We start from the raw sequence: 16,656 nt of genomic DNA on the forward strand, positions 1-16,656 counted from the left end.
GATGCAATTTCTGCGGACTGCCTTCTGGGTCGTCATCGCCGTCGCCCTCGCCTTTTTCTGCATGGCGAATTACGTCCCGGTGACCGTTCGCCTGTGGGGCGATCTCGTCATGGAAACCAAGCTGCCCGTCTTGCTGGTCGGCGCCTTCCTGCTGGGGGCCTTACCCTTCTGGATCATGGCGCGCGCCACCCGCTGGCGAATGAAGCGCAAGCTGGAAAATGCGGAGCGCGCCTTGGTCGCGGTCACTGCCGTGCCCGCGACCCCTGCTCCTTCCGGGCCCATCGACGGCCCGGTTGCAGCCACCCCTTCCCTCTCCACCACAGGACAAGCATGACCAGCCCGATCTACGTTGCCATCGATACGCCCGACCTGCGCAAGGCCCAGGACCTTGCGCAGCAGGTGCGCCATCATGTGGGCGGGCTGAAGCTGGGCCTGGAATTCTTCTGTGCCCATGGCCATCATGGCGTGCATGAGATGATGAAATTCGGCCTGCCGGTCTTCCTCGACCTCAAGCTCCACGACATTCCCAATACCGTCGCCAAGGCGGTGCAGGCGCTGCACATGCTGGAACCCGCGATCCTGACCGTCCATGCGGCGGGCGGGCGCGCCATGCTGGAGGATGCGAAGGCGGCGGCGGGCGTCAACACCAAGGTCGTCGCGGTGACGGTGCTGACCAGCCTGGACAATGGCGACCTGCTGGACATCGGCGTCGGCGGCAAGGCCGAGGATCAGGTCGCGCGGCTGGCCGACCTTGCCCGCAGCGCGGGGCTGGACGGGATCGTCTGTTCCGGCGAGGAGGTCGGGCTGGCGAAGCGGGCCTGGCCGGACGGCTTCTTCGTGGTTCCGGGCGTGCGGCCTGCGGGCGGCGCCATGGGCGACCAGAAACGGGCGGTCACGCCGCGGGAGGCGCTGGACCGGGGCGCGTCGATCCTGGTCGTCGGGCGGCCGATCAGCCTGGCGGAAAAGCCCGATCTGGCAGCACGGGAGATCGAGGCGACCCTCTGATCCGCCGGGAGCGGGACTTCAGGAAGGATCAGGCCGCGCCGGACACTTCAGTCGCCGTCCGCCGCGAAGAATTGCTGGATCACCTCCCGTGCCAGGCGCGCAGGGCGGAGCGTCACGGCGTCGAGGCAGCACCAGCTCGACTTGACCTCCGCCAGCACCTCTTCGCCACGACGGATCACGGTTTCGTAGAAGGCACGCGCGCCCTGCACCTTTTCGAGCAGGACGGTGGCGATCACATCGTCATGGAGGAAGGTCGGCTTGCGATAGGTGATCTCATGCTTGAGCGCGACCCAGAGATGCTGTGTCACTGCCTCGGTCGGGGCGAAGGCGCGCCAGTGGTCCAGCACTGCCGCCTGCACCCATTTGAGATAACTGGCATTGTTGACATGACCCATGAAGTCGATGTCGTCCGCTTCGATGCCGACGGTGTAGCTATGGGGAATCGCGTTACTCACAATGATGTCAGTAACAGGTCGGCCAGCGCACCGATAGAGGGGGCGCGACGGACCGTGAAGCTTTGGGGCCAACCGTGGCTGGCCCCAAAATCTTTCGTCAGAAGCGCCAGCCGACGCTGGCAACAACCTGATGGCGGTCGGTGTCGATGCCGAATTCGTCGCTGGTCGCGCCATTGGCGAAATCGATATGCGCGTCGCTATATTTGGAATAGCGATATTCCAGCTTGGCGAAGCTGTTGGCGTTGATCGCCCGCTCCACACCCGCGCCGACGCGCCAGCCGTCGAGCTTGAACGAGGTGTCGGTGGTCTGGTTGGTATCGCCCGCCAGCACGCCCAGCTTGGTGTTGGTATAGCCGCCCTTCACATAGACCAGCGTCTGCGGATTGGCGAGGATGCCCGCGCGGGCACCGACATAGAGGTCGCGGCCCTGCTTGACCCGGCCGAAGCCGAATTGGTCGGTGAAGTCGCGGCGGTTGCTCTTGGCGGTGGAATCGGTGAATTCGCCCTCGACACCGACGACCGCGCTGCCGAGATTGACGTCATAGCCTGCGCCGACGCCGTAAAGCAGGCCATCGATCGACTGATCGTCGCGGTTGTTGTCATTGTCGACGCTGCTGCCAGCGCCGGTATGATCGTAACCCAATATCGCCTCGACGCGCGGGCCGGTGAAGGTGGGATTGGGTTCCTGCGCCAGAGCGGGGCTTGCGACCGCTGCACCGGTCAGGAGGGTTGCGGCCAGGATCTTACGCATGTTCGGCTACTCCATTCTTCTTCTCTTCCCCCGGTCAGGAGGGAAGACGGAGAAGTCATGGCGCTTCCGCAAGGTTGCATGAACCTCAGATAAACGACTGATTATGTTGCATTAATATCACGAAATCGACTCTGTTCGTCCCCGCTTCGAGCCTATGGGGCGGTGAGCCGATCAGCATTCCACCACATTGACGGCCAGACCGCCGAGGCTGGTTTCCTTGTAGCGGCTGGCCATGTCCTCGCCGGTCTGGCGCATGGTTTCGATCACCGCATCGAGGCTGACGATGTGGCGGCCGTCGCCCTGTAGCGCGAGATAGGCGGCGTTGATCGCCTTCACCGCGCCCATGGTGTTGCGCTCGATGCAGGGGATCTGGACGAGGCCGCCGATCGGGTCGCAGGTGAGGCCGAGATTATGTTCCATGCCGATTTCGGCCGCATTCTCGATCTGCTGGTTGGTGCCGCCCAGCACGGCGGCGAGGCCCGCGGCGGCCATGGAGCAGGCGACGCCGACTTCGCCCTGGCAGCCCATTTCGGCGGCGGAGATGGAAGCGCGCTTCTTGTAGAGGAATCCTATGGCCGCAGCGGTGAGCAGGAAGCGGCGCTCGCCCTCCCGGTCGGCGCCGGGAACGAAGCGGCGATAATAATGCAGCACCGCCGGGATCACGCCCGCCGCGCCGTTGGTCGGCGCGGTGACGACACGGCCGCCCGCCGCATTTTCCTCATTCACGGCAAGCGCGAACAGGCTGACCCATTCGAAGATCTGCGCCGGGCCGAGGGCATTTTGTTGCAGGACCAGCCGGTTGTGGATGCTGTGGGCGCGGCGGCGGACCTTGAGCCCGCCGGGCAACAGCCCCTCTTCCTTGAGACCACGGTCGATGGACGCGCTCATCGCGTCGATCACGCTGTCGAGGAAGGCTTCGGTTTCGCCTTGCATCCGCCAGGCGCCCTCGTTGCGCAGGACGAGCGTGGCGATGCTGAGGCCGGTCGCTTCACCCAGCGCCAGCATTTCGGCACCCGAGGAGAAGGCGTGCGGCTGGACCACATTATGGCCGAGCGGGGTGTCGTCGCCAAGGTCGGTCGTGCCGGGCAGCACGGCACCGCCGCCGACCGAATAATAGTCGCGGACCAGCGGTTCTTCCTGCCCATCGAACCAGGCAGCGAGGCGCATGCCGTTGCTGTGCGCTTCCAGGAATTCGCCCATGCGGAAGACAAGATCGGTCGCGTCGTCGAAGGGGATGAACCGACCGGCCGCGCTGCCGGCACGGATGCGGCCTTCACTGCGGATGGCCGCCAGGATCGTGGGAATGGCGTCGGGATCGACGCTTTCGGGACGATAACCGGACAGTCCGAGCAATATGGCCGTGTCGGTGGCATGGCCTTTGCCCGTCAGCGCCAGTGAGCCATAAAGTTCGCATTGCACGCGCACGGGCATGGCGGGCAGCGAATCCATGAACATCAAGGCCGCGCGCATCGGGCCGACCGTGTGCGAGCTGGACGGGCCGATGCCGATGGTGAACAGGTCCATGACGCTGATCGCGGCGGCGGCGTCGATGCGGGATTTGATCACGCCTCAATAATCCTTCGAGATACGGACGTTGGCGCTTTCGCGGCCAAGAGTCGAGATGGCGCCCAGCAGCGAGAGCCAGCGCGTGACCTGATATTCGATGCGGGTGGCGGAATAGCCCTGCCCATCGGTGATCAGTTCGACATAGGTCTTGCGGGTCAGATATTTGCCCGCCGCAATGGAGGTGCCCTGCCCCTGCGTCGGGTCGGCGGCGATGATGCGCAACCGGTCGAGCCCCGCCGCCTTGCGCACCGCGTTGATCGGGTCGAGGCCGCCCTCCCCCTGGAGCGAGCCGACCGCCGAGGCGAGTTGCAGCGCCTCGGGCGCGGACAGGTTGGTGATCGACGTGCCGAAGAGGATGCGGGAGAGCAGTTCGTCCTGCGGCAGCGCGGGGATGCTGGTGAAGGTGACGGCGGGTTTGAGACCCGTGCCGCCGACATGGATGGTGGCGGTGAGGTCGCTGACATTCGCCTCCGCATCGATGTCCAGCGTCGGGTTGACCGGCGTGCGGCCGTCGAACTGGATCTTGCCCTCTTTAAGGTCGAAACGGCGGCCGGCGAAATCATAGGTGCCGCGTACCAGATTGGCGGTGCCCGCTATGGCGGGGCTGGTGACGGTGCCGCCAATGTCGAGATCGGCGCGCCATTCGCTTTCCAGGCCGAGGCCCGTGACGGTCAGACGGTTGCGGGCGCGCGCCTTGATCGCCAGCGCCCAGGGTGTGACGGTGCGGGGGCGTTCGATCTCGTCGCCGCGACGGTTGATCTCTATCACCCGCAGTTCGGGGATCTGCGCCACGGCGGCGGCGCGGCCCATGGTGAAGCGGCTCCGGTTGAGGGTCAGGTCGCCGCCGATGGTGCCGCCCTTGCCGTTGGAACGCAGCGTGATCGGGCCGGTGACGGTGGCGGCGATGTCGTCCCGTTCGAGCAGCGCGGCGTTTTCGGCTTGCAGGTGCAGGTCCATGCCGACGCCCGCCAGCCCCATGAAGGTGAAATTGCCCGTGCCGGTGACACCGCCGCCATTTTGCGCGGTCGCGCTGAAATTCGTCATGACCAGTTGGGCGCCGGAGAAGCGGCCCCGCGCCTTGACGCCGTGCAGGCGCATGCCGGTGACCGGGCTGTTGATCGCGGCATTGTCGGTCGCGAGCGAACCGGCGATGACGGGATCGCCCAGCGTGCCGCGCGCGTCGGCCATGACGCTGACCGGGCCGGATATGTCGACGATCTCCACCCCCGTCAGACGCCAGAGCGTGTCGGCGGTGCCGTTGTAACGCAATTGCGCGAACAGCGGGGCCCGGTTCAGGCGCTCCATCAGATTGCCCTGAGGACCGAGCGGCGTCAGCAGCGCCTGCGCCCGGCCAATGGTCTGGCCGTCGGCGACGAAGACCATGCGGGTGGCAAGCCGGTCGCGGGTCAGCACGGCGTTGACGCCCGCATCGACGGGACGCGAACTCAAGGACAGGCCGGAACGCGACAGACCGCGTACGCGCAGTTCCGCCTTGCCGGTCGGCATGTCGCCGCGCGTGTGGACATAGCTGAGCGAGCCGGTGGCGGTGCCGCCCAGGCCCAGATTGTCGTAAGCGATGTCCAGCAGCGAGAGCGGCAGCTTTTGCAGGCGCGCCTCTATACTGGTGGTCTGGCCGCTGAGTTCCCCGCCAAGCTGGAGCGAGCCGCCGGCAAAGGCGATCGTCGCGGGGGCAAGGCGCCAGCCATCCTCGGTACGGGTGAGGACGGCGGCGCGGGTCAGCTTGATCGGGCGCTTGTCGATGGTGCCGCCCGCCTGGATGCGGATGCGGTCGGGTTCGACCAGCGCCTCGCCGGACATGTCGAACAGGCGGCCGCGCTGGCCCGACAGGCTGGCCGTCACCTTGCCGCTGCCGTCGACGAGTTGGGCATTGGCGGCAAGGCGGCCGAGCAATATGCCGCCCACCCGCAGGCCCCGCGCCTGGACGGTCGCGTTGATCGACGTGCCGGCCGGATCGAGCAGGATCGTCGCGTCGAGCTTGCCCCGGCGCACCACGATGACGGTCGGCCCATCGAAGCTGGCGTCGGTCGCGTCGAGCTTGAGCGTCAGTTGCTGCACGCCCTTGACCGGCGCGAAGGCGACCGTGCCTGACAGCGGCCCGGCGACATTCAGCACGCCGTCAAGACCGCCCGTCACCGGGCGCAGGTCGCCGCTCGCCGTGACACCCGATGCGGTCACGCGGGCGATGCGGACCACGGCCTGACCGTTCGGGGGCAGCAGGATCACGCCATTGCCGGTGAAGGCGCCGAGGGTCGATCCGCCCTCCGCCGTGAAGGCGTAACCGCTCGCATCGGGCACGAGATGCGCGTGCATGTCGGTGACGCCCAGCGCCTTCAGCGGGCTTTGCAGGACGAGATCGACGGTTGGACGGTCGATCTTCCCATCCAGCGTCAGCCGCAGCGGGCCATAGCTTCTGTGCTGGCCGCTGCCCTCGAAATGGACCGTGCCGTCGTGGCGGCGATAGCCCCTGGCGTGGAGCGCGATCAGCGGCGCTTCCAGGCGGAGATCGGTGAACTGAAGCTGGCCGTCCGGCCCCAGCGACAGCCCGCTGCGCACCGTGGGCAGGCCCCCGCCCAGCGCGCGCAGGAAGCCGTTGTCCAGCCGCCGCATCCGCGCCATCGCGTGGCCGCTGAGCGTGAAGGCGCCCTTGGGACCCGGGACGGCGCGCAGTTTCGAGGTCAGGTCGACAATGCCGAGGCCATGAATGGCAAGACCGCTGATCTGGCCGTCGAGGCCGATGTCGTAGCGGCCGGATTTAAGGTCGGCGAGGAAGATCAGCTTACCCCGCAGCTTGTCGGAACGGACCGACATCGGATTGCTGACGATCTGCTGGTTCTTGAGTTGCAGCGTGCCGTCGAGGGTGAAGTTGCGGATGATCCCCTCGACCAGCGGCCCCTGCCCGTCGAGGCTGCGCGCGCGCAGATGAACCGGGATCAGGGCGGGACCGCCCTGCACCTTGCGCCCCTTGCCGTCGGCGCGCACGTCATGGATGACGGTCTTGCCGAAGGCGAGTTGCTTCGCCATCAGCAGATATTCATAGCCGAAGCGTGCAAATGGCCCGTCGAGGCGGATGCGCGCGGCGACATCACGACCGTTCATCGATTTGAGCAGGGCCTGGGGACGGGCGAGCTGCACGTCGACGAGCAGATTGTCGAAGCCATTGTTGCGCAGGTCGATGCCGCCGTCGGCAGTAAGGGCGATCGCGGTGGAGCGGAGGGAAAGCTTGCCGTCGATCACGCGGTTGGTCATCGATCCGTTCGCCTGGATGGCGAGGCGCGGCGCGGAAAGGCGCTGAAACAGGCCCTGACCGGCAATGGCGGCCCCTTCGATCGTACCGCTGGCGGCATAGGCGCCGCTGCGCGCGGAGAGCTTGAGATCGATGGCCGGATCGCTGTCCAGCGTACCGGCGAGGCGGCCGTTCCAGCGGGTCCAGCTGCCCTTGCCCTGGATGCGGAGATTGGCGTCCTGCTTCAGCCCCGCCATCGCAGCCAGCACGCCGCCCTCAGGGGCATTGACGGTGACGTCGAGATCGAATTTATCGTCGTCCGGGCGGCTGTCGAGCGCGATGTTGAGCGCGTCCTCGCCATTCAGCACCCGCGCCGACAGGTCGATGATCGCGCGGCCGCCGCGAATATCGGCATCGCCCGACAGCGTCGCCTGCTGCACCCGGCCAGTGACGCCACGATCGATGGTGAGGCGGCCGACGGAAAATTGCATCAGCCGGATGTCGAAGCCGGGCAGGATCGGCCCCTGCCGCTCGGCCGGGTTCAGCTTGGGCAGCTTGTGCAGCGTCGCCTGGGGGATGACGAGCCGGTCGATGTCCAGCCGGTTGGAAAGCCAGGCAAAGGGCCACCAATCCAGTTCCACGCGTGGCGCGTCGAGGAAACTGCCCTTGGGATCGGACAGGGTCAGCCCGTGCAGGACCGCCTTGCGATAGATGCTGCCGTCGATCCGGTCGACATGGATGCGCAGACCCGAAGGCGGGCTGATCCGCGCGATACGGGAAACGAGGAAACGGTGGCCGGGTGCGGTATCGAGCCAGGCCAGCGTGCCCGCCACGATCAGCAAGGTGCAGGTGAACAGTCCGAAGAGCCAGCGCTGCCAACGTCCGTCCCAGGCGCGGCGGCGCGGCTTCGTTTCCGCCTGGGCTTCTTCGCCGTCCGCCATCAGAAGGCCTGACCCAGGGAAACATAGACGGCGACCTTCGGATCGCCGGACTGCGGGTTGATCGGCGTGCCGACATCGATCCGGATCGGGCCGAAGCTGCTGTAATAGCGCACGCCCAGCCCCGCGCCGATGCGCAGGTCGCGGAAACGCGGCAGGAAGCTGGTCGAGATATTGCCCGCGTCGACAAAGGGCACCACCCCGAAATTGCCGAAGCGGATGCGTGATTCCAGCGAGAATTCGGCAAGGCTCTTGCCCCCGACCGGATCGTCGTTCGGGCCGTAGCGCGGACCGATGGCCTGATAGCCATAGCCGCGCACCGATGCGCCGCCGCCCGCATAGAAGCGGCGCGAGGGCGCGATCCGGTCGACCGTGGAGCCCAGGATCGTGCCGAAGCGGGCACGCGCGGCCAGCACGATATGGTCGCTCATCGGCTGGTAGACGCTGCCGTCCAGTTGCACGCGGGCATAGCCGAAAGTCGTGTTCTGGAAGGAGAGTTCCGGACTGAGGCGACCACCCAGGCGGAAGCCCTTGCTCGGATTGAGCAGATCGTCGCTGCCGTCATAGGTCAGGCTCAAGGGAATGGCACCGATGAGGAAAGTGCGGCGATTACCGCCGCTGAAGGCGTCGGCTTCGTCCGATGCGATCAGTTCCGTTCCGATGCGCCAGACCCATTTCTTCTGGAACAAGATGTTGGTCTGCCGCTCCAGCGATCCCGACAGGGTGATGGTACGCGCGTCATAGGCGTCGCGCTTGATGTTGCTGATCGAGACCAGCCCGGTCAGCACATTGTCGCGGCGGCGGAAATTGTTGCGGCGATAGGTGAAGGAGGCGGTCTGCTCCTGCGTGCCCAGCACGCCGCGCAGGGTGACGGCCCCTTCGGGCGGGAAGAAGTTGCGATGCGTCCAGCTCACTTCCGCGCGATATCCCTCCCCCGTGCCATAGCCCAGTTCGCCCGCAATGGTGCGGAGCGGCGCGGGCTTGGCGTCGATGGCAAGGTCGACATGCTCGCCATCGCCCGCATCCTTCGGCGTCATGTTGAGCGAGGAGACAAGGCCCGTCGCGACCAGTGCCTGGCGCAAATCCTCCACGTCGGAGGCCATATAGGTGTCACCCGGGTGGAAGCGGGCGATGCGCTGGACATGGCGGGCGCTGAACAGCCTCTCGTCCGTCATGACGATCCTGCCGAAGGTGCGGTAGGCGCCGGGATTGACGACGATGTCGAGGTCGCCCTTGCGCTCCTCATGGTCGATGCGGACCTCCGGTTCCTCGACCTTGCCGAAGGGGAAGCCGTTTTCCGCCAGTGCGACCGCCAGCGACAACTGCCCGGCCAGGATCGCATCGGCGTCGACCGGATCGCCCGGCCTGGGCGGGAATGCGGCGCGCAGCCTCGGCTCGCGATCGCCAGTGGTGTCGAGGCCGGCGACATCGACGGAGGAGAGCAGATAACGGGCGCCGGGCACGATCTGGAAGGTGACGGCCAGCCTGTCGCTGCCGGCGGGCGGCGCGGCCACCATGCCCCGGACGCGGGAGGCGTAATAGCCCTTGGCCCGCAGCAGCCGTTCGAGCAGATCGCTGTCTTCCTTGATGCGCCGGTTGATCTGGGCGAGGTTGGCGGGCTTCCCCTCCCCCTGGCGAAGCACCGACAGTTCGTTGAAGCGGGTGGTGAATGGGGCGTCGGCGATCTCGTCGATACCGTTCAGGGTGAGGGCGTAGCGCCGCTCCTCCCCGGTGTCGGTGAAGGTCGCGGCTTCCACCGCCGGTTCGGTGTCCTCCCCCGGCGTCGGGGGCGCCACTGCCTCCTGCTGTACGTCGGGCGTTTGCGGCGGCAATTCCACCATCGGCACGACATCGTCGGACCGGCCCATGTCGGGCCAGTCGACGCCGATGTCGGGCATGGGCGACAGGCCCGGATCGAGCGGTCGGTCGCGATCGGGCTGGGGTTCAGGCTGGGGTTCGGCTTGGGCACCCGACTGGGGCGCCGCCTGCGCATGGGCGGCGGGCGCGAGCAGAAGCAGCGGCGCGAGGCAGAATCGGGCAGCTTGCGGAAGGCCTGAAATGCGGCGGCAGGTCCGCAAACCGGTATTCATATGCCTGATCTAGACCAATTATCGGGACAAAGGCCAGCCCCGAAGAGCATCGGGGCGATACCCCGCCCCATCCGCGGGCCCCATCCGCGGGTGGAGCGGGACAGGGAGCCCAGCCGGAAGCAGAGTCTCAGAATGCCGAGCTGAGCCGGTCGATCAAGGCCCGGGCCGGGCTGGGCTCCGCCCTCACGCGGGAACTGGCCATGCGGTCCTGAAGCCGGGCCACACGCTCATACAGGTCCTGGCTCGCCTCTATCAGCGCGCGGGCGGCAAAGGGGAAAGTTCCGGCCAGAGCGGGATCCGTGCCGACGGCATGGCCGAGGCGATATTTCTCGTCCAGCATCTCGGCATCGCCGATCTCGCCCCGCTGCCAGGCGCGCTGGCTGAGGAGCCAGGCGATGATGTGCATCAGGCGCGTCGTCACCTTCAGCGATTCACAGGCGAAGGCCACGCGGCGCAGGGGGTCGTCCCGGCCCGAGCCATCCGCCGGATCGCCGTGGCCCGCCCATTCGGAATCATCGCGCATGTCGAAATAAGCGCGCGCCTCATCGGCCATGACCATGGCTTCGACATAAAGACCATCGACCAGACGGCGGTGCATGCCCCGGTCAAGAGAAGCGTCGAGATACATGAGCGGGTTTTGACATAAGCATGACCTCTTGTCAGGCCCGATGCCCGGCATTAACCCCGAATTGTCCCGTTAAGGAGCGGTTGACCAGCGGTTAACCATGATTGCCCCGTTCAGGCGATGATGTCGGGGACGAGCTGGTCCTCCAGCAACGCCATTTCATCCCGCAGGCGCAACTTGCGCTTCTTGAGCCGGGCGATCTGCATCTGGTCGCCGGACCCCGATTCGACCAGCGCGGCGATGGCACTGTCGAGATCGCGATGTTCGATTCGCAGCAGTTCCAGCCGACGCATGATGTCTTCCCGGCTCACCGCACACCTACTTTCGCAACCATTGCCGTCTCATTCCCCTCTGATAACCCGGCGAGCCGACGCGAACCACGGCGAATTTCAGGCCATCGCAAATTTCCGCGCGGCCCGTCGCAAAGCGCGAATCGCCCAAAGACAAAGCCACCGAATCGTGATTTACTCGTTCATCCATCACCCTCGTAAGGAGAATGTCATGGAAAACAGCCACATTTCAGCTCTTTCGGCCAAGCATGCAGGGCTTGAGGCACGAATCAAGGCGGAGACAAGTCGTCCCATGCCTGATGCGATCCTTGTCGCCTCGCTCAAGAAGCAGAAGCTGCGTCTGAAGGAGGAAATGGAGGCGCAACACCATTGACGGTTCGGTGATGCCCGAACGAGGGCGCATGGATCGGCGGTCCCTTGCCGCTGATCCGGCCCTTCACAGGCAGAAAAAAGCCCCGGAGGCCAGTCGGCCGGCGGGGCTTTTTTTATGGAATGCGGGAATGCATGCCGTTCCCTGCTTCTTCACCCGGACTTGATCCGGGGTGACGGGAATGACGATAGACCGGCCAGGTTCCACGAGGAACGGGCGCAATATCCCGTCGGTCCTTTAGAGCGCGCTGCGTTAAATCTGACGCAGGCCGCGTGCTCCAAGCTTTTGTTGTCGCATCGTTTTAAGCAGAAAACCGGTTCCCACTTTTGCGCACGATGCTCTAGAGCGCGCTGCGTTAAATCGTACGCAAACCGCGCGCTCTAAGTTTTTGTTATCGAATCGTTTTAAGCAGAAAACCGGTGCCCACTTTTCTGCACGATGCTCTAGCGAATCAGGCGACGCTGGCGCAGATAATCGGGGATGTTTGCGCGCGAATCGCCGCCGGAGACCGGACGGCGTGCCAGTTGCGGGTCGATCTCCACGTCGAAGGCGATGCCGATGCGGTCCTCTCGCGACCAGACCACCGATCCATTGACCCGGCCGATGCCGCGCAGATCGAAATGGACCTGGATGCCCTCCGGCACAGCCCGTTCGCAATCCGCCATCAGCCCGGTTGCCGAAAGATTGCGTACGCGCGCCCGGCCCAGTGGGACGCCGTCGGCCGAACTCAGATTAGTGAGCAGGAACAGACTGTCGCGGGGACCCGAACGGGCCGGACCGCGATCAGCTTTTTCCTGAATATCGTCCATGAACAACGCCTTGCAATATCACCACATTATCGCGGTGACATTGCCATGGCGGCATGGACAAAAGGTTAATCGTCGCGAGAGACCTTTTCCTGCCGCTCATGCCGTTCCTGCGCCTCGACCGTCATGGTCGCGATCGGACGGGCTTCCAGGCGACCGAGCGAAATCGGTTCGCCGGTCACTTCGCAATAGCCATATTCGCCCTCGTCAATGCGGCGGAGCGCGGCGTCGATCTTGGAGATGAGCTTGCGCTGGCGGTCGCGGGTGCGCAGTTCGATCGACCAGTCGGTCTCGCTCGACGCGCGATCGTTGAGGTCGGGTTCGCGCAGCGGCTCGTTCTGAAGGACGGCCAGCGTTCCTTCGGCTTCGGCCAGGATCTGCTTCTTCCAATCCCATAGCCGCTGCCGGAAATATTCGAGTTGCAGGGGGTTCATGAACTCTTCGTCCGCGGACGGACGATAGTCGGGGGGGAGTATTACAGCCGATTTCGGCGGATTTTGGCCGTCTCTATCGGAATTCAGTACCGATGCCATCTGGCTCTCCGACTCGCTGGATCCCCGGTGCTGAAAGTGCCGGGCTATCCGTGACTTGTGATTGACGGCGCGTAATAGCCAGCGGCAGGGGCCGACACAAGCGGGCAATCATTGTTCCGGCGCAACCTTCCCCCGTCGCGTCGCCCCGATCCTGCGGAATCGCGCGATTCCCAGGTCTTGGCGGTTGCGCGAAGAAAATAGACAAGTCGCATTCATACAAGGACGGGACGGCGTTTCACTATGGGACGTTAACCATATCCGTTCATGGCTTATTAGGATTTTGCTCGACTTGCGCCTGTTATTCAGAGTTAACACCGTTGAAATTAACGCTTTATTTTGCGTTGTTGGACAAATGGAGCGCGGCCCGGACCGTTACTGCACTATTCAGTGAGGCAATGGCGGAACCGTCGGACAAACAAGAGTGGAACCTATGTCGGTACGGATGGCGATGGCTAAATTATGCGCTTGTGCCGCTGGCGGAGCGATTGTCGGAGGCGGCGCCGTCCATGTCGCCGAGAGTGCGCGTCCGGCCGTGGTCCACAGCACGAAAAGCGTGAAGGCCGCGCCGCGCAAGCCGGCACGCCTGGTGGAGCACCGGGTGGTCAGGACGGTGACGAACTGCGCGCCGCAAACCGTGACCGTCACCACACAGGCCGCACCCATCCCCCTGCCCCCCGCACCCGCCGCCGAAATGCCGGTCATGTCGGGCGGCGGCGGCTCCGCACCGGTGGTGCTGGCGGGCGGGCCCGGCTTTGGCGGCGGCGGTTTCTTCGGCGGCTTTTTCGGTGGCAGCGGGGGTTCGGGCGGCGGATCGGTCGTGATCTCCTCCACCAGCAGTTCGACCGGCGGCATCACCAGTTCGACCAGTTCCACCACGGGCGGCGTATCCACCTCTACCGGGGGCGTGTCGACGTCGACCTCGACAGGCGGGGTCTCGACCTCTTCGGGGAATGTCTCCACCTCGTCCGGGAACGTATCGACCTCATCCGGCAACGTCTCGACGTCCAGCGGCAACGTCACCAGCAGTTCGTCCACGTCGAGTTCCAGTTCCAGCTCGTCGAGTTCCTCGACCAGCAGTTCGACATCTTCGTCTTCGTCGTCTTCATCCTCGTCCAGTTCCTCGGGCGGCGATCACCATCACCCGCCGCCGCCGACCGACGTGCCGGCGCCGCCGATGGTGCTGTTGTTCGGGGCCGGGGCGGCCGCGCTGCTGGCGCGCAAGCGCTTCGCGCGCGCCAAGGCGATGGGCGCCACGGAAGCCTGACAGGCGGGGCGGTCCGGCCGGTGCGGGGGAGCACCGGCCGTAATACGCCTTCGCTCAGCTGGCCGTGATGATCCGCTCGATTTCCGGCACGGGATGGTTGGAGAGATCCTTGGCGATCTCGCCCACCAGCCGGTCCTGCACTTCTTTGTGATAATGTTTGCGCATTTCGCCCAGGGCAGCGGGCGGGGCGACGACGATCAGCTTCTTATAGTCATGGGCAAGCGCGCGGCGCCTGAGCAGGGCGGCCGCCTCGGCGGCGAAGCGCGTCTCCTCCAGATCGTGGAAATTGGTCTGCTCGACCGAGCCGCGATGGCTGCCGACCGAATTGGGGCCGCGCCCCGTGCCGTCCGATGCCTGTTCGCGGTCGGGCGGATTGTCCTGCTGCTTCACCTCCTCCGTCTCCAGATTCGGGAAATCCGGGCTACCCTTGTTGCGGAAGAACAGCATTTTCCGTCCGTCCGCCACCAGCACTATCGCATCATGTTCGATCCGCATCGTCCGGCTCCTTTCCTGATTGCTTTTACCACCAACGGCCGACCCTGTGCAGGGTTGCGCGGCTGACCGCAGAACGGCATAGGGCTGGCCCATGCACGATATTCGTTTCCTTCGCGAAAATCCCGCCGCTTTCGATGCCGGCCTTGCCCGGCGCGGGCTTGAACCGCTGAGCGCGGAACTGCTGGCGCTCGACGAACGCAGCCGCGCGATCAAGACCGAGCTGCAACAGGGCCAGGCGCGCCGCAACGAGGCCAGCAAGGCGATCGGCCAGGCGATGGCGCAAAAGGATATGGAGAAGGCCGAGAGCCTGAAGTCCGAAGTCGCCGCGCTCAAGGAGCGGATACCCGCGCTGGAGGCCGAGGATCGGGAAGTCGGTGACGCGCTGAACGCCCGGCTGGCGGCGATTCCCAACATGCCGGCGGACGATGTCCCACCCGGTGAGGACGAAGCGCAGAATGTCGAGGTTTCCCGCTGGGGCGAGCCGCGCCATTTCACCTTCACGCCGCAGGACCATGCGGATTTCGGGCCGGCACTGGGGCTGGATTTCGAGGGCGGCGCGGCGCTGTCCGGCGCGCGCTTTACGGCGCTGCGCGGGCAGATGGCACGGCTGCACCGGGCGCTGGCACAGTTCATGCTGGATCGCCAGTCGGGCGAAAATGGCTATGAAGAGGTCAATCCACCGCTGCTGGTGAAGGATGACGCGCTGTTCGGCACCGGACAGTTGCCCAAATTCGCCGAGGACCTGTTCAGGACCACCGACGGGCGCTGGCTGATCCCCACCGCCGAGGTTTCGCTCACCAACCTGGTGCGCGAGCAGATCGTGTCGGTGGAGAGCCTGCCGCTGCGGTTGACCGCCCTCACCCCCTGCTTCCGGTCCGAAGCGGGATCGGCGGGGCGCGACACGCGCGGCTTCATCCGCCAGCATCAGTTCGAGAAGGTCGAACTGGTCGCGATCTGCAAGCCCGAAGAGTCGGAGGCCGAGCATGAGCGCATGTGCGCGGCGGCGGAGGGCGTGTTGCAGGCGCTGGGCCTGCCCTATCGCAAGGTGCTGCTGTGCACCGGCGACATGGGTTTCGGCGCGCGCAAGACCTGGGATCTGGAAGTCTGGCTGCCGAGCCAGCAGACCTATCGCGAGATCAGTTCGGTCTCCAACTGCGGCGATTTCCAGGCGCGGCGGATGAATGCGCGCTACAAGCCCGAGGGCGAGAAGCAGACGCGCTTCCTGCATACGCTGAACGGGTCGGGACTGGCCGTTGGGCGGACGCTGGTGGCGGTGCTGGAAAATTATCAGCAGGAGGACGGCAGCGTCATCGTGCCGGAGCTGCTGGCGCCCTATATGGGCGGGCTGACCCGGTTGCGGCCACGCTGAGATGCGCATCCTGCTCACCAATGACGATGGGGTTCATGCTCCGGGTCTGACGGTGCTGGAGGAGATCGCACGGACGATCTCCGACGATATCTGGATCGTGGCGCCCAGCGAGGAGCAGTCCGGCGCGGGGCATAGCCTGACGCTGACGCGGCCTTTGCGCGTCCGGCAGCATGGCGAGAAACATTATAGCGTGACCGGCACGCCGACCGACGCGGTGATGATGGCGGTCGGGCATCTGATGAAGGATGCAAAGCCCGATCTGGTGCTGTCAGGCGTCAACCGGGGCGCCAATCTGGCGGAGGACGTGACCTATTCGGGAACCGTCTCCGCCGCGATGGAGGGCGCGATCTCGGGGATCAAGTCGATCGCGCTCAGTCAGGTCTATGCGCGGGAGGGGATGGGTGACGCGGTGCCCTTTGCGGCGGCACGGGCCTGGGGCGAGAAGGTTCTGCGGCCGCTGATCGCCATGCCGGCCAGCCCGCGCCTGTTGTTCAACGTCAATTTCCCGGCGATCGACCCGGCGGCGGTGAAGGGCATTCGCGTGGTGCGGCAGGGTTTCCATGATGTCGACCGGACGAAGATCATCCAGGGCACCGACCCGCGCGGCTACGACTATTATTGGTTCGGCCTCGGGCACAGCGACTCCGTGCCGGAGGGGAGCGACCTCGCCGCCATTGCCGAGGGCTATGTGACGGTGACGCCGCTGCATTACGACCTGACGCAGGACAGCGCGATGGCGGCGACGGCGGCGGCTTTCGGGAGCTAGGCCCGTACTGGCCATAACTCGCCGAGGCCGTTACACATGGGGCGATGTCGCGCTCCGGGCTCTTCACCAGCATCCGCTTCGGCCATGCC

General features: G+C 65.5%; 16 protein-coding genes. 6 read left to right on the forward strand and 10 right to left on the reverse strand.

Features of this window, described 5'->3' with window-relative positions:
* Nucleotide 1: 1 nt before the first annotated feature.
* Both YP76_RS15395 and pyrF read left to right on the forward strand, forming a co-directional pair.
* On the forward strand, nt 2-334 hold the full coding sequence (locus tag YP76_RS15395) for a LapA family protein (RefSeq protein ID WP_046764512.1): 333 nt from the start codon (nt 2-4) through the stop codon (nt 332-334).
* Nucleotides 331-1,005 (forward strand): orotidine-5'-phosphate decarboxylase, encoded by a 675-nt coding sequence (gene pyrF, locus YP76_RS15400; RefSeq protein ID WP_046764513.1) that lies wholly within the window; start codon nt 331-333, stop codon nt 1,003-1,005. Before YP76_RS15395 ends, pyrF begins: the two co-directional genes overlap by 4 nt.
* Nucleotides 1,006-1,052: 47 nt before the next feature.
* Here pyrF and YP76_RS15405 read toward each other — a convergent pair whose 3' ends face one another.
* The 7 genes from YP76_RS15405 to YP76_RS15435 form a co-directional block, all read right to left on the reverse strand.
* Entirely contained in the window at nt 1,053-1,460 is a 408-nt protein-coding gene (locus tag YP76_RS15405) for an acyl-CoA thioesterase (RefSeq protein WP_046764514.1), read from the reverse strand.
* 97 nt (nt 1,461-1,557) lie between these two features.
* Nucleotides 1,558-2,211, reverse strand: a complete 654-nt coding sequence (locus YP76_RS15410) for an outer membrane protein (protein WP_046764515.1) — start codon at nt 2,209-2,211, stop codon at nt 1,558-1,560.
* A gap of 171 nt (nt 2,212-2,382) precedes the next feature.
* Nucleotides 2,383-3,777 carry an L-serine ammonia-lyase gene (locus tag YP76_RS15415; protein ID WP_046764516.1) on the reverse strand — a complete coding sequence of 465 codons (1,395 nt, stop codon included), beginning with the start codon at nt 3,775-3,777 and terminating at the stop codon, nt 2,383-2,385.
* Between the two features lie 3 nt (nt 3,778-3,780).
* Nucleotides 3,781-7,962, reverse strand: coding sequence for a translocation/assembly module TamB domain-containing protein (locus YP76_RS15420; RefSeq protein ID WP_046764517.1), 4,182 nt, complete (start codon nt 7,960-7,962; stop codon nt 3,781-3,783).
* Nucleotides 7,962-10,049: an autotransporter assembly complex protein TamA gene (locus YP76_RS15425; protein ID WP_084733202.1), complete on the reverse strand. Its 2,088-nt coding sequence runs from the start codon at nt 10,047-10,049 to the stop codon at nt 7,962-7,964. Before YP76_RS15425 ends, YP76_RS15420 begins: the two co-directional genes overlap by 1 nt.
* Nucleotides 10,050-10,176: 127 nt before the next feature.
* Nucleotides 10,177-10,677 (reverse strand): DUF1465 family protein, encoded by a 501-nt coding sequence (locus tag YP76_RS15430; RefSeq protein WP_046764518.1) that lies wholly within the window; start codon nt 10,675-10,677, stop codon nt 10,177-10,179.
* A 110-nt stretch (nt 10,678-10,787) separates the two neighbouring features.
* On the reverse strand, nt 10,788-10,967 hold the full coding sequence (locus YP76_RS15435; RefSeq protein ID WP_046764519.1) for a YdcH family protein: 180 nt from the start codon (nt 10,965-10,967) through the stop codon (nt 10,788-10,790).
* 208 nt (nt 10,968-11,175) lie between these two features.
* Between YP76_RS15435 and YP76_RS27045 the strand changes: the two genes are divergently transcribed.
* Nucleotides 11,176-11,337, forward strand: a complete 162-nt coding sequence (locus YP76_RS27045; protein ID WP_084733203.1) for a YdcH family protein — start codon at nt 11,176-11,178, stop codon at nt 11,335-11,337.
* Nucleotides 11,338-11,777: 440 nt separating this feature from the next.
* On the opposite strand, the gene YP76_RS15440 is transcribed toward YP76_RS27045, so the two are convergent.
* Both YP76_RS15440 and dksA read right to left on the reverse strand, forming a co-directional pair.
* A complete protein-coding gene (locus tag YP76_RS15440) occupies nt 11,778-12,143 on the reverse strand; it encodes a PilZ domain-containing protein (RefSeq protein ID WP_046764520.1) in 366 nt (121 codons plus the stop codon).
* Between the two features lie 65 nt (nt 12,144-12,208).
* Nucleotides 12,209-12,673, reverse strand: coding sequence for an RNA polymerase-binding protein DksA (dksA, locus tag YP76_RS15445; protein ID WP_046764521.1), 465 nt, complete (start codon nt 12,671-12,673; stop codon nt 12,209-12,211).
* Nucleotides 12,674-13,115: 442 nt separating this feature from the next.
* Here dksA and YP76_RS28300 point away from each other — a divergent pair, with 442 nt between their 5' ends.
* Nucleotides 13,116-13,937 (forward strand): PEP-CTERM sorting domain-containing protein, encoded by an 822-nt coding sequence (locus tag YP76_RS28300; RefSeq protein ID WP_232307580.1) that lies wholly within the window; start codon nt 13,116-13,118, stop codon nt 13,935-13,937.
* A gap of 54 nt (nt 13,938-13,991) precedes the next feature.
* On the opposite strand, the gene YP76_RS15455 is transcribed toward YP76_RS28300, so the two are convergent.
* Nucleotides 13,992-14,432, reverse strand: a complete 441-nt coding sequence (locus tag YP76_RS15455; RefSeq protein ID WP_046764522.1) for a host attachment family protein — start codon at nt 14,430-14,432, stop codon at nt 13,992-13,994.
* Between the two features lie 91 nt (nt 14,433-14,523).
* On the opposite strand from YP76_RS15455, the gene serS reads away from it, so the two are divergent.
* Nucleotides 14,524-15,801: a serine--tRNA ligase gene (serS, locus tag YP76_RS15460; RefSeq protein WP_046764523.1), complete on the forward strand. Its 1,278-nt coding sequence runs from the start codon at nt 14,524-14,526 to the stop codon at nt 15,799-15,801.
* Between the two features lies 1 nt (nt 15,802).
* Entirely contained in the window at nt 15,803-16,567 is a 765-nt protein-coding gene (gene surE / locus YP76_RS15465; RefSeq protein ID WP_046764524.1) for a 5'/3'-nucleotidase SurE, read from the forward strand.
* Nucleotides 16,568-16,656: the final 89 nt, after the last annotated feature.

It is taken from the genome of Sphingobium chungbukense, assembly GCF_001005725.1.
In the GTDB taxonomy this organism is placed as follows: domain Bacteria; phylum Pseudomonadota; class Alphaproteobacteria; order Sphingomonadales; family Sphingomonadaceae; genus Sphingobium; species Sphingobium chungbukense.